General features: G+C 61.5%; 27 protein-coding genes, 1 tRNA gene and 1 pseudogene. 20 read left to right on the forward strand and 9 right to left on the reverse strand.

Translation table 11 applies throughout. The features are described 5' to 3' along the window. The first annotated feature begins 21 nt into the window (after positions 1–21). Positions 22–1,338 carry a S41 family peptidase gene (locus EGJ86_RS14520; RefSeq protein WP_125835584.1) on the forward strand — a complete coding sequence of 439 codons (1,317 nt, stop codon included), beginning with the start codon at positions 22–24 and terminating at the stop codon, positions 1,336–1,338. 142 nt (positions 1,339–1,480) lie between these two features. Here the strand turns inward: EGJ86_RS14520 and EGJ86_RS14525 are convergent, their stop codons facing one another. The 9 genes from EGJ86_RS14525 to EGJ86_RS14565 form a co-directional block, all read right to left on the reverse strand. After that, entirely contained in the window at positions 1,481–2,236 is a 756-nt protein-coding gene (locus EGJ86_RS14525) for an ABC transporter substrate-binding protein (protein ID WP_106733379.1), read from the reverse strand. A gap of 133 nt (positions 2,237–2,369) precedes the next feature. Continuing rightward, on the reverse strand, positions 2,370–3,125 hold the full coding sequence (locus EGJ86_RS14530; protein WP_125835585.1) for an ABC transporter substrate-binding protein: 756 nt from the start codon (positions 3,123–3,125) through the stop codon (positions 2,370–2,372). 84 nt (positions 3,126–3,209) lie between these two features. After that, positions 3,210–3,944, reverse strand: coding sequence for an ABC transporter substrate-binding protein (locus tag EGJ86_RS14535; protein ID WP_125835586.1), 735 nt, complete (start codon positions 3,942–3,944; stop codon positions 3,210–3,212). Positions 3,945–4,140: 196 nt separating this feature from the next. Continuing rightward, on the reverse strand, positions 4,141–4,911 hold the full coding sequence (gene hisF, locus EGJ86_RS14540; RefSeq protein ID WP_106733382.1) for an imidazole glycerol phosphate synthase subunit HisF: 771 nt from the start codon (positions 4,909–4,911) through the stop codon (positions 4,141–4,143). A 150-nt stretch (positions 4,912–5,061) separates the two neighbouring features. Beyond that, positions 5,062–5,799, reverse strand: coding sequence for a 1-(5-phosphoribosyl)-5-[(5-phosphoribosylamino)methylideneamino]imidazole-4-carboxamide isomerase (hisA, locus tag EGJ86_RS14545; RefSeq protein ID WP_125835587.1), 738 nt, complete (start codon positions 5,797–5,799; stop codon positions 5,062–5,064). A gap of 37 nt (positions 5,800–5,836) precedes the next feature. Beyond that, the gene (locus EGJ86_RS14550; protein WP_003464166.1) at positions 5,837–6,091 is read right to left on the reverse strand and encodes a DUF2164 domain-containing protein; all 255 of its coding nucleotides are present in this window, start codon (positions 6,089–6,091) and stop codon (positions 5,837–5,839) included. After that, complete coding sequence (gene hisH, locus EGJ86_RS14555; RefSeq protein WP_125835588.1) at positions 6,091–6,729, reverse strand: imidazole glycerol phosphate synthase subunit HisH; 639 nt, start codon at positions 6,727–6,729, stop codon at positions 6,091–6,093. Before hisH ends, EGJ86_RS14550 begins: the two co-directional genes overlap by 1 nt. After that, complete coding sequence (hisB, locus tag EGJ86_RS14560; RefSeq protein ID WP_017675949.1) at positions 6,730–7,323, reverse strand: imidazoleglycerol-phosphate dehydratase HisB; 594 nt, start codon at positions 7,321–7,323, stop codon at positions 6,730–6,732. Positions 7,324–7,468: 145 nt separating this feature from the next. Then, positions 7,469–9,127 carry an OFA family MFS transporter gene (locus EGJ86_RS14565; protein WP_125835589.1) on the reverse strand — a complete coding sequence of 553 codons (1,659 nt, stop codon included), beginning with the start codon at positions 9,125–9,127 and terminating at the stop codon, positions 7,469–7,471. 377 nt (positions 9,128–9,504) lie between these two features. Here EGJ86_RS14565 and EGJ86_RS14570 point away from each other — a divergent pair, with 377 nt between their 5' ends. The 19 genes and pseudogenes from EGJ86_RS14570 to EGJ86_RS14655 all read left to right on the forward strand — a co-directional run. Further along, a complete protein-coding gene (locus EGJ86_RS14570) occupies positions 9,505–11,730 on the forward strand; it encodes an AsmA family protein (protein ID WP_125835590.1) in 2,226 nt (741 codons plus the stop codon). Continuing rightward, a complete protein-coding gene (gene mutY / locus EGJ86_RS14575) occupies positions 11,727–12,794 on the forward strand; it encodes an A/G-specific adenine glycosylase (protein WP_125835591.1) in 1,068 nt (355 codons plus the stop codon). The genes EGJ86_RS14570 and mutY overlap by 4 nt, the downstream gene beginning before the upstream one ends. Next, entirely contained in the window at positions 12,791–13,063 is a 273-nt protein-coding gene (locus EGJ86_RS14580; protein WP_021490485.1) for an oxidative damage protection protein, read from the forward strand. The genes mutY and EGJ86_RS14580 overlap by 4 nt, the downstream gene beginning before the upstream one ends. A gap of 175 nt (positions 13,064–13,238) precedes the next feature. Then, positions 13,239–13,314 (forward strand) — tRNA-Phe (locus EGJ86_RS14585). 175 nt (positions 13,315–13,489) lie between these two features. Beyond that, on the forward strand, positions 13,490–14,713 hold the full coding sequence (locus tag EGJ86_RS14590) for an integrase arm-type DNA-binding domain-containing protein (protein ID WP_125835592.1): 1,224 nt from the start codon (positions 13,490–13,492) through the stop codon (positions 14,711–14,713). Between the two features lie 158 nt (positions 14,714–14,871). After that, positions 14,872–15,855: a PspA/IM30 family protein gene (locus EGJ86_RS14595; RefSeq protein WP_125835593.1), complete on the forward strand. Its 984-nt coding sequence runs from the start codon at positions 14,872–14,874 to the stop codon at positions 15,853–15,855. Positions 15,856–16,014: 159 nt separating this feature from the next. Continuing rightward, positions 16,015–16,236, forward strand: coding sequence for an AlpA family transcriptional regulator (locus EGJ86_RS14600; protein ID WP_064495057.1), 222 nt, complete (start codon positions 16,015–16,017; stop codon positions 16,234–16,236). Then, positions 16,233–16,481 (forward strand): helix-turn-helix domain-containing protein, encoded by a 249-nt coding sequence (locus EGJ86_RS14605; protein ID WP_064495056.1) that lies wholly within the window; start codon positions 16,233–16,235, stop codon positions 16,479–16,481. The genes EGJ86_RS14600 and EGJ86_RS14605 overlap by 4 nt, the downstream gene beginning before the upstream one ends. 3 nt (positions 16,482–16,484) lie before the next feature. Next, positions 16,485–16,628, forward strand: a complete 144-nt coding sequence (locus EGJ86_RS24985) for a hypothetical protein (protein WP_158620904.1) — start codon at positions 16,485–16,487, stop codon at positions 16,626–16,628. Continuing rightward, positions 16,616–17,485, forward strand: coding sequence for a toprim domain-containing protein (locus tag EGJ86_RS14610; RefSeq protein ID WP_064495055.1), 870 nt, complete (start codon positions 16,616–16,618; stop codon positions 17,483–17,485). Before EGJ86_RS24985 ends, EGJ86_RS14610 begins: the two co-directional genes overlap by 13 nt. Then, a complete protein-coding gene (locus EGJ86_RS14615) occupies positions 17,482–19,020 on the forward strand; it encodes a DUF3631 domain-containing protein (protein WP_064495054.1) in 1,539 nt (512 codons plus the stop codon). Before EGJ86_RS14610 ends, EGJ86_RS14615 begins: the two co-directional genes overlap by 4 nt. Before the next feature lie 2 nt (positions 19,021–19,022). Then, positions 19,023–19,397, forward strand: coding sequence for a hypothetical protein (locus EGJ86_RS14620; RefSeq protein ID WP_064495053.1), 375 nt, complete (start codon positions 19,023–19,025; stop codon positions 19,395–19,397). Between the two features lie 10 nt (positions 19,398–19,407). Then, the gene (locus EGJ86_RS25345; RefSeq protein WP_122983568.1) at positions 19,408–20,016 is read left to right on the forward strand and encodes a hypothetical protein; all 609 of its coding nucleotides are present in this window, start codon (positions 19,408–19,410) and stop codon (positions 20,014–20,016) included. Positions 20,017–20,472: 456 nt separating this feature from the next. After that, positions 20,473–21,246: an ABC transporter ATP-binding protein gene (locus EGJ86_RS14630; protein WP_099526038.1), complete on the forward strand. Its 774-nt coding sequence runs from the start codon at positions 20,473–20,475 to the stop codon at positions 21,244–21,246. A gap of 15 nt (positions 21,247–21,261) precedes the next feature. Then, on the forward strand, positions 21,262–22,014 hold the full coding sequence (locus tag EGJ86_RS14635) for an ABC transporter substrate-binding protein (protein WP_099526039.1): 753 nt from the start codon (positions 21,262–21,264) through the stop codon (positions 22,012–22,014). Positions 22,015–22,068: 54 nt separating this feature from the next. Next, a complete protein-coding gene (locus EGJ86_RS14640) occupies positions 22,069–22,764 on the forward strand; it encodes an ABC transporter permease (RefSeq protein ID WP_099526040.1) in 696 nt (231 codons plus the stop codon). Beyond that, positions 22,761–23,450, forward strand: a complete 690-nt coding sequence (locus EGJ86_RS14645) for an ABC transporter permease (protein WP_106733388.1) — start codon at positions 22,761–22,763, stop codon at positions 23,448–23,450. The genes EGJ86_RS14640 and EGJ86_RS14645 overlap by 4 nt, the downstream gene beginning before the upstream one ends. Positions 23,451–23,508: 58 nt before the next feature. Further along, the gene (locus tag EGJ86_RS14650) at positions 23,509–24,723 is read left to right on the forward strand and encodes a methyltransferase (protein WP_125835594.1); all 1,215 of its coding nucleotides are present in this window, start codon (positions 23,509–23,511) and stop codon (positions 24,721–24,723) included. A gap of 410 nt (positions 24,724–25,133) precedes the next feature. After that, positions 25,134–25,403 (forward strand): annotated as a pseudogene (locus EGJ86_RS14655) (ParA family protein); the annotation flags it as partial. Positions 25,404–25,549: the final 146 nt, after the last annotated feature.

A 25,549-nucleotide genomic window follows, 5' to 3' on the forward strand; every position in this document is an offset into this window, starting at 1 on the left:
ATTTACCTAGGAGTTGTCTTCATGTCTCATCGCTTCCGCCCCACCTGCCTGGCCCTGGCCCTCGGGCTGCTGCTCGGCGCTCCAGCCCTGCACGCCGCCGAGCCAGCCCCCGCGCCAGCACCGGCGGTGAGCGGCAAGGCCCCTCTGCCGCTGGATGATCTGCGTACCTTCGCCGAGGTGATGGACCGCATCAAGGCCGCTTACGTCGAGCCAGTCAGCGACAAGACCCTGCTGGAAAATGCCATCAAGGGCATGCTCAGCAACCTCGACCCGCATTCGGCCTACCTCGAGCCGGAAGCCTTCGCCGAGCTGCAGGAAAGCACCAGCGGTGAATTCGGCGGCCTGGGCATCGAGGTCGGCATGGAGGACGGCTTCGTCAAGGTGGTTTCACCCATCGACGACACGCCAGCCTCGAAAGCTGGCATCCAGCCTGGCGACCTGATCGTCAAGATCGACGGCCAGCCGACCAAGGGCCTGTCGATGATGGAAGCCGTGGACAAGATGCGCGGCAAGGCCGGCAGCAAGATCGAGCTGACTCTGGTGCGTGACGGCGGTCGCCCGTTCGAGCTGACCCTGACCCGTGCGGTGATCAAGGTGCGCAGCGTGAAGAGCCAGATGCTCGAAGACGGCTACGGCTATCTGCGCATCTCGCAATTCCAGGTCAACACCGGCGAGGAAGTGGGCAAGGCGCTGACCAAACTGCGCCAGGAAAACGGCAACAAGAAGCTGCGCGGCCTGGTCATGGACCTGCGCAACAACCCGGGCGGTGTGCTGCAGGCAGCGGTGGAAGTGACCGACCACTTCCTCAAGAGCGGCCTGATCGTCTACACCGAAGGCCGCCTGGCCAATTCCGAACTGCGCTTCAACGCCGACCCGGCCGATGCCAGCGAAGGCGTACCGCTGGTGGTGCTGATCAACGGCGGCAGCGCCTCGGCGTCGGAGATCGTCGCTGGTGCACTGCAGGATCACAAGCGCGCGGTACTGATGGGCACCGACAGCTTCGGCAAGGGTTCGGTACAGACCGTGCTACCGCTGAACAACGACCGCGCCCTGAAGCTCACCACGGCGCTGTACTTCACTCCCAACGGCCGCTCGATCCAGGCTCAGGGCATCATCCCTGACATCGAAGTGGCGCGCGCCAAGCTCACCCGCGAGCAGGACAGTGAAGGCATCAAGGAAGCCGATCTGCAGGGCCACCTGGGCAATGGCAACGGCGGCGCCGACCGTCCGAGCAAGGCCGCACAGGGAGCTCGCGCCGAGCGCCCGCAGGACGACGACTACCAGTTGAGCCAGGCGCTGAACCTGCTCAAGGGGCTGAGCGTCACACGCGGCAACTGAGGCGATACGGCAATACGAAAAAGCCCGGACAACTGTCCGGGCTTTTTCATGTCAACGCGCTTTGCGGCGACTTACACACCCCGTAGGGTGCGCCATGCGCACCGAGCCCGATGCCAGGGTCGGAGCTCTAGAGCCACAGAGGTTACAGATAGTTCTCGGTAATATCGTCGATGAAGCCTTCGCTGCGCAGCTCGTCCAAGGCCTTCTGCAGACGCTCGACCACCTCGTCCGGGGTGTCCTTGTTCAGCGCCAGATACAGCTCGGCCTCCCTGAAACGCAGCACGGTATTGAGGCCGGTGACGTCCTCCTGCTTGGCCAGATAACGGCCAACCGGGTCGGTAGTGGCCCACAGGTCGATTTGCCCACGCACCAGCTTCTTCACGTTCTCCTGATCACGCAGGGCGTTGATCGGCGCCAGGCCCTGGCTCTCCAGGTTCTGGCTGACGGCATCGTTCTTGTAGGCACCGATACGATACTTGGCCGCGTCCTGCAGACTCGACACCTTGATGTCGTTGCCCGGCGCAGCGAGCAACACCCAGCCGGTCTTGGCCAGCGGGCCAACCCACTTGAACAGCGGCTTGCGCTCCTCGGTGTAGGTGGTGGAGAACAGGCCGTAGTTGGGTTTGTCCAGCGTCAGGCGATACAGGCGGTCCCAGGGGAAACGCAGGGTCAGGGTGTAGCCAATGCCGGCACGCTTGAACATCTCACGCACGATGTCGGCGCTGATGCCATCGATGCCGTCGTCACGGGCGAAGTTCTTGTCGTCCACCGCCATGTTGAAGGGCGGGAAATTCTCGGTCAGCAGCACCACCTTGTAATCCTGCGGCAACTCCGCGTGCGCGGAACCGCAGAGCATGAACAAGGCGACAAACAGGCTTTTCTTCAGAGTATTCAGCATAAGACGTACCGCTCGCATGATTTTGGTTATGGCTAGCGACATCCTTGCATGGGCCCGAGCCCGATCATTGGCACTCAGTGGCTCTGCCATCCATGGCAAGCGACCGGCTCGGGGCCGGTCGCGTGTTCGGTGCTTACAGGTAGTTGTTCAGCGTCGCGTCGACGAAGCCTTCGCTGCGCATCTGATCCAGCGCCGCCTGCAACTTGGCGACGATCTCGTCAGGCATTTCCTTGTTCAGCGTCAGGTACAGCTCGGCGCTGTCGAAGCGCAACACGGTGCGCAGACCGGAGACACCCTCTTGCTTGGCCAGGTAGCGGCCGGCAGGGTCGCCCGTGGCCCAGAGGTCGATTTGCCCGGCCACCAGCTTGCGTGCATTTTCCTGGTCACGCAACGAGGTGCTGTGCTCCACGCCCTTGTCGGTCAGGTATTCGGAGATGGCATCGCCTTTATAGGCACCGATGCGATACTGCTTGGCCTCATCCAGACTGGTCAGATTGATCGAGCTATCAGCCTTGGCCAGCAGTACCCAGTCGTCAGGACCGATAGGGCCAACCCATTTGAACAGTTGCTCACGCTCCGGCAGGCGCGCGGTAACGAATACGCCATAACCCGGTTTTTCCAGCGCCAGCTTGTAGATGCGATCCCAGGGGAAACGCAGGGTCAGGTTGTACTTGACCCCGGCACGCTTGAACATCTCTCTGACCACATCCGCGGCAATGCCATCGATATTGTCTTCCTGAGCGAAGTTCTTACCGTTGATCGCCATGTTGTAGGGCGGGAAGTTCTCGGTCAGCAGGACCACGGTGTAGTTCGGGTCCACTTCGGCGCGCACCGCACCAGCGAGCACCATAAGGGTGCCAGCGAACGCGGTCAGCAGACGTTTGAACATGGTATTTCTCTTTCTGTGAAAAGGCAGACCGCATCAGGATAACCGCCGTGCCCTCCCCGGCCCAGCGATTACTGGCAGTTTGCCTCAGTAGCGCGCCTCGATATTCTTCAGCGCACCCTCGGCTCGCAGCGAATCCAGTGCACTTTGCAACTTCTGCACCAGCTCGTCAGAGGTCTGCAGGTTGAGCGCCAGGTAGAGATCGGCAGTGTGCAGCTTCTGCACCATCTTGAGGTTCTCCACGCCTTCCTGGCGCGCGACGAAACGCCCCGCCTGATCAGAAGTGACCCACAGATCGATCTGCCCGCGCTCCAGCTTGCGCACGTTCTCGGTATCACGCAGCGCCGTTTGCACCTCTATGCCCTTGTCGAGCAAAAAACGAGTCTTGGCATCGCCCTTGTAGCCACCAATGCGGTAACGCCGGGCATCCTCCAGCGAGCCCAACTGGATGGCGCTGTCACTCTTGGCGAACAGCACCCAATCGTTGCTCGCGATCGGCCCGACCCACTTGAACAGCTTTTCACGCTCGGCCGTGCGCGCCGTCGAGAACAGGCCATAGCCGGCATCATCCAGGGTCTGCTGGTAAACGCGCTGCCAGGGGAAACGCAGGATCAGTTTGCAATCGACTTCGGCTCGCTCGCAGACGGCGCGCAGGATATCGGCACTGATACCGGTAACGTTGTCGTCACGCGCGAAGTTGTTGCCACCAACCGACATGTTGAACGGCGGCAGGTTCTCTGTAAGCAGTACCAGCGACTCTGCGCGCGCAAGGCTCAGACCGCAGGTGAGGGCCAGGATGGTCACGAATCGAAGAAGGAACATGCAGACTCCGTGTCGAAAATGCTCAGCAAAAGATGACCCTCCGCAATCGCGGGAGCCAAGGATTCAGGGATGTGAAGTCAATGGTAGCCAGATCGCTGGCACTTTGCCGTCGACTCGCCCGCAGCTTTGCCCGAAAGCAGCGTCATTCGGGCGATACGGGGCGCTCAGAGCCGCTTGCAGCCCGAGCGCCTAGCGATCAGCGCACCACGATGCCGCGACTGGCCAGGTAGGCCTTGGCTTCCGGCACGGTGTACTCGCCGAAATGGAAGATGCTTGCGGCCAGCACGGCATCGGCCTTGCCTTCGAGGATGCCATCGGCCAGGTGCTGCAGGTTGCCGACGCCGCCGGAGGCGATCACCGGCACGCGCACGGCCTCGCTGATGGCGCGGGTCACGCCCAGGTCGTAGCCGCTCTTGACGCCATCCTGATCCATGCTGGTGAGCAGGATCTCACCGGCGCCCAGCTCTTCCATCTTGCGCGCCCACATCACGGCATCCAGGCCGGTCGGTTTGCGCCCGCCATGGGTGAAGATTTCCCAGCGGCCCGGCTCGCCCGGCGCGGAAACACGCTTGGCGTCGATGGCGACGACGATGCACTGCGAGCCGAAACGTGCAGCGGCTTCACCGACGAACTCAGGGTTGAATACGGCGGCAGTGTTGATCGACACCTTGTCGGCACCGGCATTGAGCAGATTGCGAATGTCCTGCACGGTGCGCACGCCGCCACCAACGGTCAGCGGGATGAATACCTGGCTGGCCATGCGCTCGACGGTGTGCAGGGTGGTGTCACGGCCATCGACGCTGGCGGTGATATCGAGGAAGGTGATCTCGTCGGCACCCTGCTCATCGTAGCGACGAGCGATTTCCACCGGGTCACCGGCATCGCGGATGTTCTCGAACTTGACGCCCTTGACCACGCGGCCGTTGTCCACGTCCAGGCAAGGAATGATGCGTTTGGCCAATGCCATGCTGAAACCCTCTCTAACCGGCTGCGCCGCACATCCGCGGCGTTGCGTGGCGCTCGCTCCTCGCCGTACTACAGTACTGTCTCGTCGCTGCGCGCCACGCGCCTTGCGTCTGAAGCGGCTCGCTCGCTTAGCGAGGGCTTCAGAGCGTGCTTAACCCTTGAAGTTGTCGCAGAAGGCCTGCGCCTCGGCCACATCCAGGGTGCCTTCGTAGATGGCACGGCCGGTGATGGCGCCGATGATGCCGGGCGAACGCGCCAGCAGCAGCTTCTCGATATCGCCGAGGTTGTGGATACCACCGGAAGCGATCACAGGGATGCGGCTGGCGGCAGCCAGCGCGGCGGTCGCTTCGACGTTGCAGCCCTGCATCATGCCGTCTTTGGCGATGTCGGTATAAACGATGGCGGATACACCGTCAGCCCCGAAGCGCTTGGCCAGGTCGGTCGCCTGCACGCTGGACACTTCCGCCCAGCCGTCGGTGGCGACGAAACCGTCCTTGGCATCCAGGCCGACGATCACCTTGCCAGGGAAGGCCTTGCACGCCTCGGCGACGAACTCGGGCTCTTTGACGGCCTTGGTGCCGATGATCACGTAGCTGACGCCCGCGCGCACGTAGTGCTCGATGGTCTCCAGGGTACGGATGCCGCCGCCGATCTGGATCGGCAGGGTCGGGTAGCGCTTGGCGATGGCGGTGACCACTTCACCGTTGACCGGCTGACCTTCGAAGGCGCCGTTGAGGTCGACCAGGTGCAGACGGCGGCAACCGCCCTCGACCCACTTGGCGGCCATGCTCACCGGATCATCGGAGAACACCGTGGAGTCTTCCATACGGCCCTGACGCAGACGCACGCAAGCGCCGTCCTTGAGATCGATAGCGGGGATAATCAGCATCGGTTGAACCTGCTCAAGTTTGAATTCGGTAAGGCGCTCAGCTCTTCTCGAGCGCCCAGAGGTCGCTCTCGATGCTTTCGAACCTGTCCTTCAGGTGCGCCTGCACGTCGAGAATCGCCTTGTTGTAATAGTGCGGCGCCAGCTCGCGGGTGATCTGGTCGAGGACTTCCTGCACTTCGAAGGTGCCCAGCTGCAGCTCGAAACGCTCATCGAGAAAGCGCTGCAGCATCAGCAACGCGGCCTGCTCCTGGGCAGGCTCGAGCGCGAGACTGGGGACCTTGCTGCGGGCCATTACCAGCGCCCATCCCAGGCGGCGAAGTTCTGCAGCAACTGCAAGCCATGGGTATGGCTCTTCTCCGGGTGGAACTGCACGGCGAAGCGCGAGCCCTCGGCCAGCGCCGCGGCGAAGTCCTTGCCGTAGTGGCCGCGACCGACCACCTGCTGCGGCTTGCCGGCCTCGATGTAATAGCTGTGCACGAAGTAGAAGCGCGCGTGGTCGGGAATGTCGTGCCAGAGCGGATGCTTGACCGCCTGCGCCACTTCGTTCCAGCCCATGTGCGGCACCTTCAGACGCTCGCCATCCTCGGTCAGGTCCTTGCCGAAGAAGCGTACCTGGCCGGGGAACAGACCGATGCAATCGACGCCGTCGTTCTCCTCGCTGTGCTCGAGCAGCGCCTGCATACCGACGCAGATACCGAGGAACGGACGATCTGCGCTGACTTCACGCACCAGTTCGTCGAAGCCCAGGCGCTTGATCTCGGCCATGCAGTCGCGGATCGCACCGACACCGGGGAACACCACGCGGTCGGCCTCGCGAATCACCTTGGCGTCCGAGGTCACCAGCACGCGGCCGGCGCCAACGTGCTCCAGCGCCTTGGCCACCGAGTGCAGGTTGCCCATGCCATAGTCGATTACGGCTACCGTCTGCATTTACAGACAGCCCTTGGTCGACGGCATCTGCCCGGCCATGCGCGGGTCCAGTTCCACGGCCATGCGCAGCGCGCGGCCGAAGGCCTTGAACACGGTCTCGATCTGGTGGTGGGTGTTGTGCCCACGCAGGTTGTCGATGTGCAGGCTGACCAGGGCGTGGTTGACGAAGCCCTGGAAGAATTCCTGGAACAGGTCGACATCGAAGTTACCGACCACCGCACGGGTGAACGGCACGTGCATCTGCAGGCCCGGACGCCCGGAGAAGTCGATCACCACGCGCGACAGCGCTTCGTCCAGCGGCACGTAGGAATGGCCGTAACGGGTCATGCCCTTCTTGTCGCCAATGGCCTTGGTAAAAGCCTGGCCGAGGGTAATACCGACGTCCTCGACGGTGTGGTGGTCGTCGATATGCAGATCGCCCTTGCACTCGATATCGAGGTCGATCAGACCATGACGGGCGATCTGGTCGAGCATGTGCTCGAGAAAGGGCACACCAATATCGAAACGCGCCTTACCGGTGCCATCCAGGTTGATCGAGACCTTGACCTGGGTCTCCAGGGTGTTGCGCTCGACGAATGCCGTACGTTCGGCCATCACCAGCTCCACGAATTACTAACGGAAAAAGGCCAGCATTATAGGCGTGCCGGGGCGGCAACGGCTACCGGCGATGGTCGGACGGGCAGAAACGAAAAAGCCCGCGCAGGCGCCAGGCCTGCACGGGCTTTTCACAAGCACGACGTTACTGGAACAGCACGACGGTCTTCTGCAGGGTGATCCACACACCCCAAGCTAGCGGAATGCCCACCACCAGCCAGGCAGCGACTGCCACCGGCTTGCTCGACGGGTCAGCCGACCACTCCAGCTCGCTCGCTGCCGGTGCCGATTTCTCGCCATGGGCGCGCTCGGCGGCCAGCTCGGCCTCGGTCATGAAGTACTTCGGCGCCACCGGGCGTACCAGGGCGTTGCAGATGAAGCCCAGCACCAGCAAACCGGCGAGGATGTATAGGGTGATGTCGTAGGCCGCGGCCTTCTCCACACCGATGCTCAGTTGGTACTCGCGCAAGTAGTTGACCAGCACCGGACCGAGCACACCAGCCACCGCCCAGGCGGTCAGCAGGCGACCGTGGATCGCACCGACCATCTGCGTGCCGAACAGGTCGGCCAGGTAGGCCGGTACGGTGGCGAAACCACCGCCGTACATCGACAGGATGATGCAGAACGCCAAGACGAACAGCGCCAGGCTGCCCAGGTGACCCAGCATCGGCACCGCGGCGTAGAGCGCGAAGCCCAGGCCGAAGAACACGAAGTAGGTGCCCTTGCGGCCGATGAAGTCCGAGCAGGAGGCCCAGAAGAAGCGGCCGCCGATGTTGAACAGGCTGAGCAGACCAGTGAAGCCGGCGGCAATCGCGGCGATCTCGGCCAGTTGCGCGGCGTTCAACTCGTTGAATGCCAGGTCGATACCGATCAGCTTGCCGGCGAAGACTTCCTGCAGCAGCGGCGAGGCCATGCCGATGATGCCGATACCGGCCGACACGTTCAGGCACAGAACAGCCCAGACCAGCCAGAACTGCGGAGTCTTCCACGCGGTATTAACGTGCACGTGACCCTTGGTGATCATTGCGTTGTTGGCCTTGGCTGCCGGCGCGGTCCAGCCTGCCGGCTTCCAGCCGGTCGGCGGTACGCGGTAGGACAGTGCGCCGCCCATCATGAAGATGAAGTAGATCACCGCCATGACCACGAAGCTCTGCCACACGCCAACGCCTTCAGCCGAGGCGAAGTGATTCATCAGGATTGCCGCCAGCGGCGCACCGACCATCGCACCACCACCGAAGCCCATGATCGCCATACCGGTGGCCATGCCACGCTTGTCCGGGAACCACTTGATCAGGGTCGACACTGGCGAGATGTAGCCCAGGCCCAAGCCGATACCACCGATTACCCCCGAGCCCAGCCATAGCAGCCAGATCTGATGGGTATAGATACCCAGCGCGGAAATCAGCAGACCGCCGCACCAGCACAGCGCGGAAACCACACCAGCCTTGCGCGGGCCAGCGTGCTCCAGCCAGCCACCCCAGATGGCAGCCGAGCAGCCGAGGAAAACGAAGAACAGGGTGTAGATCCAGCCGAGCATGGAGATCTGCCAGTCGCAGTTGCTGGCGATAATCTGCTCGAAGAAGCCCATTTCCGGGGCACAGGCCGTGGCAGCGGTGATACCGACCGCCTTCGACAGCGGCAACCAGAATACCGAGAAGCCGTAGGCCATGCCGATACACAGGTGAATGGCGAGAGCGGCTGGCGGAACCAACCAACGGTTGAAACCGGGGCGCGCGATGATGCGCTCCTTGGACAGAAATGCAGGCTTCGCCACATCGCCGTCCAATACAAAGGCGTCAGTCATAGAGTAGGTCTCTTCTTATGGTTACGAGCAAGCAAGGGCAATCGCATAGACTCGCCGAGGTAAAAGCTTGCGGAGAGTAGCACCGGGGCGCGACAAATCGCCGCGCAAGAAGTCAATTTTTATCAATTTATGCAGATTTTTTGCTTTTTACGCAAAAACTAAAAAGACCTCATCTATTGCGTGATAGATGGCGTCGATACCACTGCCAATCCGCGGCACGGCGCAGCTGCGGGGAACCGCTCGAACCTATTCCGATCCAAGCTCGAGTCGATCCCCGTTCAACGCCTCAAGCAGGCGCCTGGGCATAGCGGCATGACGCTATAATCGGCAGTCTTCTGCACACCGCCATTCCAGCTCTCGAAACCAAGGACCCGTCCATGAAAGCGCTAGGCAAGATCCTGGGCCTTTTCTTTCTCGGCTTGCTGCTGATCGTAGTGGCGTTGCTGTTCGCCCTGACTCATCTGTTCGACCCCAACGACTACAAGGACGAGATCCGCCAGATCGCTCACGACAAGGCCAACCTCGATCTGCAGCTCAGAGGCGACATCGGCTGGAGCCTGTTCCCCTGGCTGGGCCTGGAACTGACCGACGCCACCCTGGCCAGCGCCGACACCCCGGACAAGCCCTTCGCCGACCTGCGCATGATCGGCCTGTCAGTGCGCGTGATGCCGCTGCTGCGCAAGGAAGTGCAGATGAGCGACATTCGCGTCGACGGCCTCAATCTCAATCTGCAGCGTGACGACAAAGGCCATGGCAACTGGGAAGGCGTCGGTCGCCCCGCTCAGGCCAGCGCGCCACAGCAAACACCCAGCGAGCCGGCGCCGAGCGAAGAAACGCCGCCGAGCCAGCCGAGTGACAAACCGGCCGGCCAGCCGGTCAAGCTGGATATCGACAGCCTGACCCTGAGCAACTCGCGTATCGACTACAGCGATGCCCAAAAGGGCCAGCAATTCACCGTCGAGAATATCGAGCTGAAAACCGGCGCCATCCGCGAAGGCGCCAGCATCCCGGTCAAGCTCAGCGCCTTCTTCGGCACCAACCAGCCAGTACTGCGCGCACGCAGCGAGGTTGAAGGCCAACTGCGCTTTGATCGCGCGCTCAAGCGCTACCAGTTCGAAGACCTCAAACTGGCTGGCGAAGCCTCGGGGGAACCGCTCAAAGGCAAGACCCTCAACTTCTCCGCCCAAGGCCAGTTGCTGCTCGACCAGGCAGCCAATATCGCCGAATGGAACGGGCTGAAGCTATCGGCCAACCAATTGCGCGCCCTCGGCGAAATCAAGGCACGCGAGCTGGACAAGGGCGCCAAGATCTCCGGCGGCCTGTCTATTGCCTCGCTCAACCTGCGCGAATTCCTCGAAGGTGTCGGCGTCGAATTGCCGGCCATGCAGGCTGGCGACGCTCTCAACCAGTTCGAGCTGGTCAGCCGCCTGAACGGTTCGAGCAAGGGCATGATGTTCGAAGAGCTCAACCTCAAGCTCGACGGCAGCACCTTCACCGGCAAACTCGGCGTGAGCGACTTCGCCAAGCAGGCTCTGCGCGCCGATCTCAAAGGCGACAAGCTTGATCTGAACCGCTACCTGCCACCCAAAACCCAGGACAGCGCCGCTGCTGCACGCAAGGCCGAGGTCAAGGACAGCATCGCCGGCGCCGGCAAGGATGGCTCTACCCCACTGCCCAACAAACCCACCCAGCAGGCCTGGAGCGACGAGAAAGTGCTGCCGGTGGATCAGTTGCGCAAGCTCGATCTGCAACTGGCGCTCAGCCTCGCCCAGCTCACCTACGACAAGCATCAGCTCAGCGACGTCAATCTCAAGGCCAATGGCCGCGGCGGACTGATCACGGTGGAAGAGGCGCGCGGCAAACTGCAAGGTGGCAGCTTCGTCGGCAACGGCCGTATCGACGTGCGCCAGGCCGAGCCAATGCTCAGCCTGGAACAACGCCTCAGCCGCATGCCGCTGGAGCCATTGCTGAAGAAGGATGATCAACCCTCGCCGATCAAAGGCCAGCTCGATCTGGACGCCAAGTTCAACACGCGCGGCAACAGCCAGAAGGCCTGGATCGAAGCGCTCAATGGCAACGCCAGCTTCGTCCTCAATGATGGCGTGCTGGTCGACGCCAACCTCGAGCAGCAGTTGTGCCGCGGCATCGCCACCCTCAATCGCAAGAGCTTGAGCAACCCGCCAACCGGCAAGGACACGCCCTTCCGCGAACTCAAGGGCAGCCTCAGCGTGCGCGATGGCGTCGCCCACAACCCGGACCTCAAGGCCCAGGTGCCGGGCCTGGCAGTCAGCGGCAACGGCGATCTCGACCTGCGCGTGCTCGGCCTCGACTATAAGGTCGGCATCGCCCTGGAAGGTGACCAGCGCGAAATGCCTGACCCAGCCTGCCAGGTTAACGAGCGCTACGTCGGCATCGAATGGCCGCTGCGCTGCCGCGGCCCGCTGGAGCTCGGCGCCAAGGCCTGCCGCCTGGATCAGGACGGCCTCGGCAAGATCGCCGCACGCCTGGCCGGCAACAAGCTGACCGAGAAGCTGGAAGAGAAACTCGGCGACAAGGTCAGTCCGGATCTGAAAGACGCACTCAAGGGCCTGTTCAACCGATGAGCCCCGAGCAGTTCAACGGCGCCGTGCTGGCCTGGTACGACCAGCACGGGCGCAAGGATCTGCCCTGGCAGCAGAACATCACGCCGTATCGCGTCTGGGTGTCGGAGATCATGCTGCAGCAGACCCAGGTCAGCACCGTGCTCGGCTACTTCGATCGCTTCATGGCCGCTTTGCCGACCGTGAAAGACCTGGCCGAAGCGCCGGAAGACGAAGTGCTGCACCTGTGGACGGGCCTGGGTTACTACACCCGCGCGCGCAACCTGCAGAAGACCGCGCAGATCGTCATGCGCGAGCACGGTGGCGAGTTCCCGCGCAGCGTCGAGGCGCTCAGCGAACTGCCCGGTATCGGCCGCTCCACCGCCGGCGCCATCGCCAGCCTGAGCATGGGCGTACGCGCGCCGATCCTCGACGGCAACGTCAAGCGCGTACTGGCGCGCTACGTGGCACAAGAGGGCTATCCCGGCGAACCGAAAGTGGCCAAGCAATTGTGGGACGTGGCCGAACGCTATACCCCGCACGAGCGGGTCAACCACTACACCCAGGCGATGATGGACCTCGGCGCTACCCTCTGCACCCGCAGCAAACCCACCTGCCTGCTGTGCCCGGTGCGCAGCGGCTGTCAGGCCCATCTGCTCGGCCTGGAAATCCGCTACCCGGTTTCCAAGCCGCGCAAGACACTCCCGCAGAAACGCACCCTGATGCCGCTGCTGGTCAACGCTGCTGGTGACATCCTGCTCTATCGCCGCCCTTCGACCGGGCTGTGGGGCGGGCTGTGGAGCCTACCGGAGCTGGACGACCTCGATCAGCTCAACGACCTCTCCCAGCAGCAACACCTGGCACTGGGCGAACGCCGCGAACTGGAAGGCCTGACCCACACTTTCAGCCACTTCCAACTGTCCATCGAACCCTGGCTGATCAAGGCAACCGAACAGCCGGGCCGCGTGGCCGAGGCCGACTGGCTCTGGTATAACCTCGCCACCCCGCCGCGCCTGGGCCTCGCCGCCCCGGTGAAGAAACTGCTGAAACGCGCGGCGCAAGCCATTACAGCTGGAGAACCGACATGACCCGCACCGTACAGTGCCGCAAATACAAACAGGAACTGCCCGGCCTGGATCGCGCGCCCTACCCTGGTCCCAAAGGCGAAGACATCTTCACCAACGTTTCCAAGCAGGCCTGGGACGAATGGCAGAAGCACCAGACCATGCTGATCAACGAGCGCCGTCTGAACATGATGAACGCCGAGGACCGCAAGTTCCTCCAGGCCGAGATGGACAAGTTCCTCTCCGGCGAGGAATACGCCCAGGCCGAAGGCTACGTACCGCCGAGCGAGTGACGACACCTGCGGGAGGGGCTTTAGCCGCGACAACCACTGCATTACTGCACATGCAGCACCCGGCTCGCCCACCCCGCTTTTCCCACTTACGAACCTAAGCGCCCGAAATAATTAAATATTTTTCAAACCTGCGCTTGACACTGATCCTTCAAATCCGTCTAATAGCGCCCCGTTGGCCCAGGTAGCTCAGTTGGTAGAGCAGGGGATTGAAAATCCCCGTGTCGGCGGTTCGATTCCGTCCCTGGGCACCATCTTTAGTTTTCAGGCAATGCCTAAACCGCCTGAAAGCCCCGAAAAACCGGCCTCTGAGCCGGTTTTTTATTGCCTGCAATTCCCTACCCCACCCTTGTAAGCCCAAAGTTTTGGGGGCATTGTTGGGGGCATCGCCGGTTCGGTCATGAATCATGCCCCTACGAAGGTGCCCCAATGCCCCGCAAAGTCACGCCATTGACCGATTCGGCCATCAAGGCCGCCAAACCGCAAGACAAGCCCTATAAGCTCACCGATGGCCAGGGGCTGTACCTGGAAGTCATGCCCGGCGGCTCCAAGCTGTGGCGCTTGAAATACCGCTATGCCGACAAAGAAAAACGCCTCGCCTTGGGGGCATATCCTGCCGTGCCCCTACAGCAAGCGCGCCAGCGCCGCACAGAGGCCCGCGAACAGCTCGCCAAAGGTGTAGACCCCGGCGCTCAGAAAAAGGCCGATAAACAGGCCCAGCAGGCCGCAGAAACCACATTCGAGAAACTGGCCCGCGAGTGGTACGCCTATAACGCCCCGCGCTGGGCCGAAAGCACCGCCTACAAGGCCAAGCTGTATCTGGACAACGACCTGATACCCGGCATCGGTGCGCGCCCGGTCAAAGCCATTACACGCCCCGAACTAGTGGAGCTGGTGCGCAAGGTGGAAGCACGGGGCACGCTCAATGCCGCTGGCAAGATTCGCCAATGGCTGCACCAGATATTTCGCTACGGCCTGGCTAGTGGCGCAGTGGACAACAACCCGGCCACCGACCTGGACGTGGTAGCCGCGCCAGCAAAAGCCCCACGCCATCATCCCCACGTCAGCTTTGCCGAACTGCCCGAACTGCTGGGCAAGCTTGATGCCGCCAGAATCAATACCCTGACCCGCTGCGCCATTCGCCTGCTGCTGCTGACCGCTGTTCGCCCCGGCGAGCTACGCGCCGCGCCCTGGGCTGAATTTGACCTTGATTCGGCCACCTGGACGATTCCCAAGCAGCGCATGAAAGCCCGTCGCCCGCATGTGGTGCCCCTACCCCGCCAGGCCGTGGCTATCCTGCGCCAGCTACAGGAAATAACCGGCGCCTACCCGCTGCTATTCCCCGGCCAGCAGAACGCCGAACGCCCCATGAGCGAAAACACCATCAACAAGGCATTGCGCCTGATGGGTTACGAAGGGCGCCAGACCGGCCACGGCTTCCGCCACCTGCTAAGCACCGAACTGAACGGACGCGGCTATAACCGCGACTGGATCGAACGCCAGCTAGCCCACGGTGACGCCGACGAAATACGCGACACCTATAACCACGCCACCTACTTGGAGCAGCGCCGGGAAATGATGCAGGCGTGGGCTGATTCGATAGACGCGCTATGCGCTGGTGCCAACGTGGTGAGCATCAAGCGCACAGCATAAACTTTCCCTACACGTCCCAACCAATGGCCACTATACTCGCGCCATCACTGTATGCTTATACACATTGATTATTGGACTGGCCTAGCCCGACAGAGCGAAACCGGACACCCCATCCGCTAGCTATGTCGGTTCGCTGAGGCTCTAGCCGAGGCGAAGGCATGGAACCAAGAAATAAATTCGTGACTTTGGAGATGGCCTGCCGGTCACTGAAACTGCAGGACGTTCGGCTACTCGAGGAAATAGCTCTCCAGCTTTCGTCAGTAGCCATCCCTGAATCTGAGTTCAATACCGACACTATTCGGTACGCCGCATCAGCCAATCAACACGACTCACGTCCAATCACCTACAGAGATATCTCCAGCTACTTCCGAGCGGCTACCGGTAAGTATGTCCCTGTGCTGTTTGAAACACCGGAATGTACGGTTGAGTCGTGTAGGGTTCTCGTTAATCAGGAATGGCTACAGCGCCGCATAGTGCATGCCCGAGAAAGCCTTGGCTTAACTGCCTTGGTGAGTGAGGCGACAGCCAATCAAGTAGTGGCTACTGCCCAGAGAGTAAACAGTAGTTCCTTAAATTCTGAGCAACCGCCACCACTGACAAGCGATGCTCTAGAAAATCTGCGCCTCATGCTTGGGCAACAAAACAGTCAAAGGAAAGCACAAGAAGCAGCAGGCAGAGAAGCAATTGCGCGGCAGGCTGCCGAAGAAAGAGCAATCCGTGCGGAAACGCTTTTACAGGCGAGAGATGCTGAACTCAAGGTTAGTCGTGAGCAGTATCTAGAGCTGATTAATCAAAAGAATGATCTCCAACGGCGACTAGACGACAAGTCCGCAGATTTTGCCTACATGGAGCAGCAACTTGAGTCCAGCCTTGGCCTACTGGAGTTTATAAATCCTCTAAATCCTGAATCTCCTCCCGTTGGCCGGCAAGTAATTGAATGCTGGAAAGAGCTAACAGGGAGCGGAAGCCAACCCATCATGGCCAATTCTCGCCGTGGAACAGGAGAGCATATTCGCCGATGGCTTAAAGCCCAGGAAGGCTGTGAGCCATCGGAGTTCAAACTTAAGGTTTTCCGCCTGCTATTGACACCAGAAAGCCGGAAAAAAGGGGGAGCCGTGTCTTCCTCCGAAAGAAAGGGGTAACCCCTTGCAGCCCACAGCTCATGGGTTTTGTAGCTCACCCAAAGCTCATAGCAGCTAGAACAGGTAACCCGTTTAGTGAAAGGGGTTACCTGTTCTGTGGATAACTCGGACGGCACGCTTTAGCCATCGCTCCCAACAAGCCCTAAGGAGGCACATGCGATGGCTGTTAAAACCAATCCTTATTCTTCCTCCCACCGATTCATTAAGTTGGCAAAAGTAAAGGACTACACCAGCCTTTCCACTTCCGAAATTTATCGGCGCATTGCCGCTGGCACCTTCCCCACGCAGATTACGCTTGGCCCCAAGTCTGTGGCCTGGCTCGAAGCCGAAGTGCTGGCGTGGTGCGATGCACTGGCCGCCCAACGGGAGGCCGTGCAATGAACGCAACCATTCAACACAGCAGCGCCAACGCCCAACGCGCTCGCCTACTCGCACGCCTGGAACTCGGCCCAATCGACACGCTGACAGCTCGCAGTGATTTGAACGTGCTCCACCCGGCAGCCCGTATCAAGGAACTGAAAGAGCGCGGCCATCCCATCCGCGCCCAGCGCATCAGCATGACCGATGACCAAGGCCGTACCCACCACGGCATCGCGCTGTACTACCTGACCCAGACCGGGGAATAAACCATGGCTGATTTTCAACGCTGCCACATGGCGGCAACGGGTTCGGCTTGCCTGGAAAAAGCCCGCGCAATGCTGCTGGCGCTGCAACCGGCTGGCGCTGAATTGCTGTTTTTGTCCTCACTGGAGGTGCTGCGATGGACTGTATAAGCCAGTTTCGCCACGCCTTACAGGCGGCTTTCGGGCCACTGGATTGGGCGCCGATACCTGACGGTATGATTCACCGCTTCCGTGTGCCTGGCGACAAGCCGGGCACCCTAAACGGCTGGTATCTGCTATTTGCCGATGGCATCGCCTCTGGCGTGTTTGGCAGTTGGAAGGCTGGCGGCTCGCAGACCTGGAGCAGCCGCACGCCTGCCGGCCCGCTCGAGGCGCAATTGATCGCCCAGCGCATCGAACAGGCCCGCCAGCAACGCGCCAGAGAGCAACAACAGCGCCAGCAGGCAGCAACCGAACGTGCCCAGCGCATCTGGCAAGCGGCAAAGGCTGCCGACCCCGGCCATGCCTATCTACGCGGCAAGGCTGTTGCGCCTTATGGCCTGCGTCAGCATGGGGGCGCCTTGTTGGTGCCGCTGCTGTGCGATAGCCGCATGGTCAACCTGCAACGCATCTACCCAGACGGCGGCAAACGCTTTTTGCCGGGTGGCCAGGTGCGCGGCTGCCATGCCCCCATAGGCGAGATCGCCAGCGGTCAGCCGCTGTACATCTGCGAAGGCTGGGCCACGGGCGCAAGCCTGCATGCTGCAACAGGCGCCGCCGTGGCCTGCGCGATGAACGCCGGCAACCTGCTACCCGCTGCGCAACGCTTGCAGCGCCAGCACCCTGACGCCGTGTTGATCATTGCCGGCGACGACGACCGCCAGACCGAGGGCAACCCAGGCCGCACCGCCGCCACCCTGGCAGCAGCAAGCCTTGGCTGTGGCCTGGTAATGCCGCCGTGGTCAGGTGCCGAACCGCTGCACCTATCCGACTTCAACGACCTGGCGAACTGGAAAGCTGCGCAATGACCGCCACGACTGACAGCCCTCTGGTGCCCACCCCGAGCCTGGTAGCCGACCCGATCAATACGGCATTGGCCAGACTCAAGGATGACCCCGGCGCCCTGTTCGAGCCGGATATTCTGGCGCTGCTGCGCGAAGTCAGAAGCAGTGACCCCGCACGCTGGGCACGTATCAGGCACCACGCCAAGGAGGCGCGCACGGTCAGCCTAGCCGAACTGGACAGCCTGACCAGCCAGGCGGACGCTCTGCACACCCACCACGAAAGCGCCATCTTTCCCGAGGTGACGCTATGGCCCGACCCAGTGGACGGCGCCAGCCTGCTGGATGAACTGGCGCACAACATCAAACGTCATGTAATTGCCGACCCGGCAACCCTGCACGCGGCTGCACTCTGGGCGGCCTTTACCTGGTTTGCCGATGTGGTAAACGTGGCGCCCATTGCCAATATCACCGCCCCGGAAAAGCGCTGTGGCAAAACCGTGTTGCTTGGCGTGCTGGCGCGCTTGAGCTACCGACCGCTTGCCGTGTCCAACATCGCCCCGGCTGCATTGTTCCGCGCCTTGGAGCTATGGCAACCAACGCTGCTAATCGACGAGGTGGACGCTTTTCTAGCTGAGCACGACGAAGCGCGGGGCATCCTCAATGCCGGCTTTACCCGTGACACCGCCTATGTAATTCGCTGCGTGGGCGATGAACACATGCCCACCCGCTTCAACGTATGGGGCGCCAAGGCGCTTTGCGGCATCGGCAAGATTGCCGACACCCTGGCAGATCGCAGCATTCCCTTACGCCTGCGCCGCAAAAAGACCGGAGAGCGAAGCGTCAAAATCCGCCATGCCGACCCGCAGGCATTCGCGCGGCTGGTCAGCCAGCTAGCCCGCTTCGCTATCGACAACCGCGAACGGGTACGCCATGCCAGGCCCGCAGAAATCGACGGCCTGAACGACCGCGCTAACGACTGCTGGGAACCGCTGCTAGCCGTGGCCGAAGTGGCCGGTGGCGACTGGCCTCGCCTGGCTCGCTCGGCTGCCATCGTGCTGCACGGCCTGGAAGAAGAAGCCCCGAGCATCGGCGCCGAACTGCTGACCTCGATACGCGAGGCATTCGAGCAACGCCACGCAGACCGGCTATCGACCGCCGATCTATTGGAAGCGCTGGCCGAAGACGACGAATCGCCCTGGGCCACCTGGAACCGTGGCCGCCCGATGACTTCGCACCAACTGGCCAAGCGCCTGGCGGAATTTGGCATCAAGTCCAGCACCGTGCGAATTGGCATCAGAACGCCCAAGGGCTACCGCCTGGAGCAGTTCACCGAAGCTTTCGAGCGCTACTTGTCCGGCGATACCCCCAACGCAACCGCAACACCGCCACAATCCAGCAATGACGCGGCTTTCAGGCCATTTGCAAGCGCAACACATCCGGCCACTGTTGCGCCTTGCGAAAGGCCGCAAGCAAGCAATGGCGCGGCCTGTGGCGTTGTTGCGGATAAAACACCCCTAGCGGCAGCCGAAACACCCAGCGACGACCACGAGGACTTTTAGCCATGGCAGCCCTGGACTATCTGCACCGTGCCGGCCTGGCCGTCGAAATTCATGGTGAGCACCTGCGCTTGCGCCCGCGCGAACGTATCACCGACAACGTGCGCCAGTTCGTGCGCCAGCACCGTGACGAACTGTTTGCCGAAGTGAGCGCCCAGCACTACCCGCCAACGGTGGACGTTATCCGCTGGCTATCGAGCGTGGCCCGTTACCTGGAGTGCGAGCCAGGTTATCTGCTGGCGCAGGGCTTTATCGACCGGCACGACCTGCGCGAGCAGCACACCAACCACCCGCGCCAGGTGGCTGCATTGATTCGCACGCACCCGGCATGGCCCGCACAACCGAGCATGATTAAACCGCCTGTTTTCCAATTGATTTAGGTTCGATTCAATGGCCAGAACACGCGAAAAAGACAGCACCACCGATTACCGCACCCTGAGCATCAGCACCTTGCAGCGCGAAAGCCGCTTGCAGCCTGGTAGATCCCTTGAGTGGGCATGGTGGCGACGGGGCGAAAAGGTGGCGAGCATCGGCATAACCATCGAAAGCCGGCATAGCCTGCGCCTGCGCTATCAGAGCCGCAGCCGTGGCGGCGACCCGATCCAGCATGACTACCCGGTGGCGATTGGCTGGACACCCTGCCACCTGGGCGGGGAACGCCCGTGGTTGCATTGCCCGAACTGCGCCCGGCGCGTGGCAAAGCTATATGGCGGCGCCGTGTTTATCTGCCGTCACTGCATGCGCCTGAACTACCCAAGCCAGCAGGCTAGCAAGCGGGATCGCGCCATGGATCGCGTGTGGACGCTGCGCCATAAACTGGGCTGCGATGCCGGGCCATTCGACTACCCTGCCGAGTACATACGCCGCCCCAAGGGCATGCACCAAAAAACCTTTGCCCGGCGTATCGAACAGCTATCACGCATCGAGGCACAGGCCATGGCCGATACAGTCAGGACGATGCAGAAGCTTGGCATCAGGATCGACCGCATTGTCTCCTGACAAAGCGGACTTGCCCCCACGCATATCGGCGCTTACCATGCGCGCCCTGAGCTGGCATGTGCTGAGAAGTACAGGCAATCAAAGGCGCCCAAAAGATGGGCACCTTGAGTTTTAGGGGCATGTTTAGGGGCATGCGCGAACCACCAAACCATTGAAAGCCAATAGAAACAAGGCTTTCAGGTAGCGGTTCGATTCCGTCCCTGGCACCATTGATATATGACAAAGAGCCTCAGCCATGCGCTGGGGCTTTTTGCTTTCTGTCTCCGGCAATTTTCTCGTGCCATTATTTCGCCTGCGCGACAAGCAACTGTAACCAGGCGACACCTGCGACCCAGCGAGCCTCTATCGCCCGGCAAACGGCTTGGCGGTCACGGAAACGCTATGCTAGCTTGGCCGCCAGCCAGGACGGCCCGCCGTACGCCGGAGCGCATTCGAAGAAGAAGAGGACCCCACCCCATGGCCGAGGCGACGCCCGCGCTGGAAATCCGCAACCTGCACAAACGCTACGGCGATCTCGAAGTGCTCAAGGGTATTTCCCTGACGGCCAAAGACGGCGACGTTATCTCGATTCTCGGCTCCTCCGGTTCCGGCAAGTCCACCTTCCTGCGCTGCATCAACCTGCTGGAAAACCCGCATCAGGGTCAGATTTTCGTCGCCGGCGAGGAGCTCAAGCTCAAGGCCGCGAAGAATGGCGATCTGGTTGCTGCCGACAACAAGCAGATCAACCGCCTGCGCAGCGAGATCGGGTTCGTCTTCCAGAATTTCAATCTGTGGCCGCACATGAGCGTGCTCGACAACATCATCGAGGCGCCGCGCCGCGTGCTCGGCCAGAGCAAGGCCGAAGCCATCGAGATCGCCGAGGCGCTGCTGGCCAAGGTCGGCATCGCCGACAAACGCCATGTTTATCCCAACCAGCTTTCCGGCGGCCAGCAGCAGCGCGCGGCCATCGCTCGCACCCTGGCCATGCAGCCGAAGGTAATCCTGTTCGACGAGCCAACTTCTGCCCTCGACCCGGAGATGGTACAAGAAGTGCTTAATGTGATTCGCGCGCTTGCCGATGAGGGTCGCACCATGCTGCTGGTGACCCATGAAATGAGTTTCGCTCGCCAGGTTTCCAGCGAGGTGGTGTTCCTCCACCAGGGCCTGGTCGAGGAACAGGGGCCACCCGCCCAGGTGTTCGACAACCCGAACTCGGCACGCTGTAAACAATTCATGTCCAGCAATCGCTAACACGGAGCAACATGCATGCAGAACTATAAGAAGATCCTGCTGGCCGCAGCCGCTACTCTGGCTTTCGGCACCAGCGCTGTCGCAGCTGACAAACTGAAACTCGGCACCGAAGGCGCCTACCCGCCCTTCAACCTGATCGACGCTAGCGGCAAGGTCACTGGTTTCGATATCGAAATCGGCCAGGCACTGTGCGCCAAGATGCAGGCAGAGTGCGAAGTGGTCACCTCTGACTGGGATGGCATCATCCCGGCTCTGAACGCCAAGAAGTTCGACTTCCTGATCGCCTCGATGTCGATCACCGAAGAGCGTCAGGCCGCGGTCGACTTCACCGAGCCCTACTACACCAACAAACTGCAGTTCATCGCACCGAAGTCGGCTGACTTCAAGACCGATGCCGCCAGCCTCAAAGGCAAGGTAATCGGCGCCCAGCGCGCTACCATCGCCGGCACCTGGCTGGAAGACAACATGGGCAAGGTGGTCGACATCAAGCTGTATGACACTCAGGAAAACGCCTACCTCGACCTGGCCTCGGGCCGTCTCGATGGCGTTCTGGCCGACACCTTCGTCAACTGGGAATGGCTCAAGAGCGATGCCGGCAAAGAGTTCGAATTCAAGGGCGACCCTGTATTCGACAACGACAAGATCGGTATCGCCGTACGCAAGGGCGACCCACTGCGCGAGAAGCTGAACGCCGCTCTGCAAGCCATCGTCGAAGACGGCACCTACAAGCAGATCAACGACAAGTACTTCCCGTTCAGCATCTACTGATGACCTGAAGGCACCGCGCCGCCCATTGGGCGGCGCAGTTGCCCGAGCCCTCCGATGATTTTTGATCTCCACGGATTCGGCCCCGCCCTGGCCGCCGGCACCCTGATGACCATCAAACTGGCGCTATCCGCGCTGGCTGTAGGTCTGGTGCTCGGCCTGCTCGGTGCGCTGGCCAAGACTTCGCCGTACAAGCCGTTGCAGTGGCTCGGCGGCAGCTATTCCACCCTGGTGCGGGGCATCCCCGAACTGCTCTGGGTACTGCTGATCTATTTCGGCACGGTCGGCCTGATGCGCAGCCTGGCCGATCTGCTTGGTGTCGAGAGCCTGGAGCTCTCCGCCTTCGCTGCGGGTACCATCGCCCTCGGCCTGTGCTTCGGCGCCTACGCCACCGAAGTGTTCCGCGGCGCCATCCTGGCTATCCCCAAGGGCCACCGCGAAGCCGGCCAGGCGCTCGGTATGTCCAAGGGTCGCATTCTCTGGAAGCTGATCCTGCCGCAGATGTGGCGCATCGCCCTACCCGGCCTGGGTAACCTGTTCATGATTCTGATGAAGGACACCGCGCTGGTGTCGGTAATTGGCCTGGAAGAGATCATGCGCCGGTCGCAGATCGCCGTGACCGCCAGCAAAGAGCCTTTCACCTTCTACATGGTCGCCGCCTTCATCTATCTGGGCCTGACCGTTCTCGCCATGATCGGCATGCACTTCCTTGAAAAGCGCGCCAGCCGCGGCTTCGTCCGGAGCGCCTCATGAATTGGGAAGTTATTATCAAATGGCTGCCACGCCTGTCCGAAGGCGCGCTGCTGACCCTCGAACTGGTGGCCATCGCTGTCGTCGCCGGGCTCATCCTCGCGCTGCCGATGGGCATCGCCCGCGCATCCAAGCACTGGTATGTGCGCGCCCTGCCCTATGGCTACATTTTCTTCTTCCGCGGCACGCCGCTGCTGGTGCAGCTGTTCCTGATCTATTACGGCCTGGCCCAGTTCGATGCCGTGCGCCAGGGCCCACTCTGGCCCTATCTGCGCGACCCGTACTGGTGCGCGGTATTGACCATGACGCTGCATACCGCCGCCTATATTGCCGAGATCCTGCGCGGCGCCATTCAGGCCGTACCTCCCGGCGAGATCGAAGCGGCACGAGCGCTGGGTATGTCGCGACCACAGGCGATGCTCTACATCATCCTGCCACGCGCTGCTCGCATCGGCTTGCCGGCGTACAGCAACGAAGTGATCCTGATGCTCAAAGCCAGCGCCCTGGCCAGCACGGTGACGCTGCTGGAGCTGACCGGTATGGCCCGGACCATCATCGCTCGCACCTATTTGCCAGTGGAGATCTTCTTCGCCGCTGCGATGTTCTACCTGGCGATAACCTTCGTGCTGGTACAGGCCTTCCGCCTGCTCGAACGCTGGCTACGCGTCGACGCCTGCCAGGGTCGCTAAGCCAACCGGGCAGCCCTCTTGATGTGGGCCGCCCGGCTCAACCAGACGCATACGCACCATGTCCGAGCCCATTCTTACCTCAGGCGATCTGCTCGCTCGCTTCCAGGCCCTGGACAGTTTTCTTCTGCAGCATCAGGCACTCTGGCGCCCTCGGCCGTTTCATTACCTGCAACTGCCATGGGAAAGCGAGCTGCCAGAGTTAGCCGCCTGGCTACGCAGCCGCTCCCTGGAGCAGGCCGAGGCCGGCGACAACAGCCCCTTCGCCCTCTCTGCACCAGCACCCTTTCCTGCGCTGGCCCACCGAGCGCAAGCGCTTAGCCAGCTGGGCGAGACTCCAAGCCAGGACAGTCCCCCGCGTGCGCACACCTTCAGCGTCGATGTACCCGGCAGAAAGCTGGCGCAGATCCAGGCCTTCGCCAGTCACCTGCAGTTTCGCCAGCGCCCCGCACACTGGCTCGACTGGTGCTCCGGCAAAGGCCACCTCGGTCGCTGGCTGACTCAGGGTGACCAGCATCTGACCTGCCTGGAATACGATCCGGCACTGATCGAGTCCGGTAGCGCACTGAGCAAGCGCCTGGGATTGGCTGCCGCCCATCTACAGCAGGATGTACTGGCCGATGATTGCAGCGAATGCCTGCACAAAGAGCACACGCCCGTGGCCCTGCACGCCTGCGGCGACCTGCACGTGCGCCTGCTGCAACTGGCCAGTCGCAAAGGCTGCACCCAATTGGCGGTCGCGCCCTGCTGCTACAACCGTATCGCCGGCATGCAGTACCAGCCGCTGTCAGCAGCGGCGCAGGGCTCAAGCCTGCAGCTATCACGTGACGATCTCGGCCTGCCACTGAGCGAAACCGTCACCGCCGGTGCTCGCGTGCGCAGACAACGCAATCAATCGATGGCCTGGCGCCTGGCTTTCGACCTGCTGCAACGCCAGCTACGTGGCATCGATGAATATCTGCCAACACCATCGCTGCCTAGCGACTGGTTCAGCAAACCTTTCGCCAGCTTCTGTCATGACCTCGCCAAGCTGCGCGACGTGCCGTTGCCCGGTGAGCAGGACTGGCCGGCATTGGAAGCTCGCGGCTGGCAACGCCTGGCCGAAGTGCGCAATCTGGAGTTGTTGCGCAATCTGTTCCGCCGGCCACTGGAACTCTGGCTACTGCTCGACCGCGCCCTCTATCTGGAGGAACAGGGCTACCACGTGAAGCTAGGCACCTTCTGCAATTACCAACTGAGCCCGCGCAACCTGCTGCTACTGGCCGAGCGCGACTGAGTTGCACACAGAAGCTGTGGATAACTCTGTTGATCCTTTCTGGGCAAATGCTGCAAAGCCACTCGGGAATTGCCTCGCAGGCATCTGATCATTTTTCGCTCAACCCGCTAAGTCTTAGCAAAAACAATAACTTGCGAAAAATAGTGATCTGACGCACAGCGCCGGTGCGCGACAGTCGCATGCGCCTTCTCTTTGTGCATAAGCCAGAAGCAGCTGATAGCCGAGCCCGGAAAAACCCGGCACGAAGGTGGCTTTACTAAGGCCGACGAATGGATATAATGGCGCCCCCACCTAGCCGGTATAGCTCAGCTGGTAGAGCAACTGACTTGTAATTCGTTGCATCAGTCCACATACCGCACTCGCTGCATACACCCGAGTTCTCGTTTGATCCATCAAACGAGGCGAGTGTCATGCAAGTTACAGCTACCCTTTCGACAAAAGGCGGTACCGGCAAAACTACCGGTTCGTCCAACCTAGGCGCGTTATCCGCCGACGCCGGCCTGCGCACCCTGCTGATTGATCTCGATACCAGTCAGCCAACCCTTTCAAGCTACTTCGAACTCACATACACAGCCCCTGGCGGTGTCTACGACCTACTCGTCCACAACATTGTGGACGCAGACAGGGTTATCTCCCGTACCCAGGTTCCCAATCTGGACATCATCCTGTCCAACGACCTGTTGGCGCTGATGGAAAATTGACCCACCCTGCCGATTGAAATTTGACCCAGGGCGGATTGCTGATTTTGTTACCAGCAACTGTGGATAAGTCTACCAGCGCAGCTGCTTTTGAACCCACTCCCTCGCTGTCCCAGTTCAGCTGTTGA

The organism is Pseudomonas sp. o96-267 (genome assembly GCF_003935465.1).
In the GTDB taxonomy this organism is placed as follows: domain Bacteria; phylum Pseudomonadota; class Gammaproteobacteria; order Pseudomonadales; family Pseudomonadaceae; genus Aquipseudomonas; species Aquipseudomonas sediminis.

Excerpts from the sequence above, each read along its gene's own strand:
- hisB (WP_017675949.1), bottom strand. The coding sequence starts at position 7,323 with ATGGCCGAACGTACGGCATTCGTCGAGCGCAACACCCTGGAGACCCAG.
- EGJ86_RS24985 (WP_158620904.1), top strand. The coding sequence starts at position 16,485 with ATGGCTGATTTTCAACGCTGCCACATGGCGGCAACGGGTTCGGCTTGC.
- EGJ86_RS14620 (WP_064495053.1), top strand. The coding sequence starts at position 19,023 with ATGGCAGCCCTGGACTATCTGCACCGTGCCGGCCTGGCCGTCGAAATT.
- EGJ86_RS14650 (WP_125835594.1), top strand. The coding sequence starts at position 23,509 with ATGTCCGAGCCCATTCTTACCTCAGGCGATCTGCTCGCTCGCTTCCAG.
- EGJ86_RS14590 (WP_125835592.1), top strand. The coding sequence starts at position 13,490 with ATGCCCCGCAAAGTCACGCCATTGACCGATTCGGCCATCAAGGCCGCC.
- EGJ86_RS14615 (WP_064495054.1), top strand. The coding sequence starts at position 17,482 with ATGACCGCCACGACTGACAGCCCTCTGGTGCCCACCCCGAGCCTGGTA.
- EGJ86_RS14565 (WP_125835589.1), bottom strand. The coding sequence starts at position 9,127 with ATGACTGACGCCTTTGTATTGGACGGCGATGTGGCGAAGCCTGCATTT.
- EGJ86_RS14610 (WP_064495055.1), top strand. The coding sequence starts at position 16,616 with ATGGACTGTATAAGCCAGTTTCGCCACGCCTTACAGGCGGCTTTCGGG.
- EGJ86_RS14530 (WP_125835585.1), bottom strand. The coding sequence starts at position 3,125 with ATGTTCAAACGTCTGCTGACCGCGTTCGCTGGCACCCTTATGGTGCTC.
- hisH (WP_125835588.1), bottom strand. The coding sequence starts at position 6,729 with ATGCAGACGGTAGCCGTAATCGACTATGGCATGGGCAACCTGCACTCG.
- EGJ86_RS14595 (WP_125835593.1), top strand. The coding sequence starts at position 14,872 with ATGGAACCAAGAAATAAATTCGTGACTTTGGAGATGGCCTGCCGGTCA.
- EGJ86_RS14605 (WP_064495056.1), top strand. The coding sequence starts at position 16,233 with ATGAACGCAACCATTCAACACAGCAGCGCCAACGCCCAACGCGCTCGC.
- EGJ86_RS14645 (WP_106733388.1), top strand. The coding sequence starts at position 22,761 with ATGAATTGGGAAGTTATTATCAAATGGCTGCCACGCCTGTCCGAAGGC.
- EGJ86_RS25345 (WP_122983568.1), top strand. The coding sequence starts at position 19,408 with ATGGCCAGAACACGCGAAAAAGACAGCACCACCGATTACCGCACCCTG.
- EGJ86_RS14580 (WP_021490485.1), top strand. The coding sequence starts at position 12,791 with ATGACCCGCACCGTACAGTGCCGCAAATACAAACAGGAACTGCCCGGC.
- EGJ86_RS14520 (WP_125835584.1), top strand. The coding sequence starts at position 22 with ATGTCTCATCGCTTCCGCCCCACCTGCCTGGCCCTGGCCCTCGGGCTG.
- mutY (WP_125835591.1), top strand. The coding sequence starts at position 11,727 with ATGAGCCCCGAGCAGTTCAACGGCGCCGTGCTGGCCTGGTACGACCAG.
- EGJ86_RS14640 (WP_099526040.1), top strand. The coding sequence starts at position 22,069 with ATGATTTTTGATCTCCACGGATTCGGCCCCGCCCTGGCCGCCGGCACC.
- EGJ86_RS14635 (WP_099526039.1), top strand. The coding sequence starts at position 21,262 with ATGCAGAACTATAAGAAGATCCTGCTGGCCGCAGCCGCTACTCTGGCT.
- EGJ86_RS14525 (WP_106733379.1), bottom strand. The coding sequence starts at position 2,236 with ATGCTGAATACTCTGAAGAAAAGCCTGTTTGTCGCCTTGTTCATGCTC.
- hisA (WP_125835587.1), bottom strand. The coding sequence starts at position 5,799 with ATGCTGATTATCCCCGCTATCGATCTCAAGGACGGCGCTTGCGTGCGT.
- hisF (WP_106733382.1), bottom strand. The coding sequence starts at position 4,911 with ATGGCATTGGCCAAACGCATCATTCCTTGCCTGGACGTGGACAACGGC.
- EGJ86_RS14570 (WP_125835590.1), top strand. The coding sequence starts at position 9,505 with ATGAAAGCGCTAGGCAAGATCCTGGGCCTTTTCTTTCTCGGCTTGCTG.
- EGJ86_RS14550 (WP_003464166.1), bottom strand. The coding sequence starts at position 6,091 with ATGGCCCGCAGCAAGGTCCCCAGTCTCGCGCTCGAGCCTGCCCAGGAG.
- EGJ86_RS14600 (WP_064495057.1), top strand. The coding sequence starts at position 16,015 with ATGGCTGTTAAAACCAATCCTTATTCTTCCTCCCACCGATTCATTAAG.
- EGJ86_RS14630 (WP_099526038.1), top strand. The coding sequence starts at position 20,473 with ATGGCCGAGGCGACGCCCGCGCTGGAAATCCGCAACCTGCACAAACGC.
- EGJ86_RS14535 (WP_125835586.1), bottom strand. The coding sequence starts at position 3,944 with ATGTTCCTTCTTCGATTCGTGACCATCCTGGCCCTCACCTGCGGTCTG.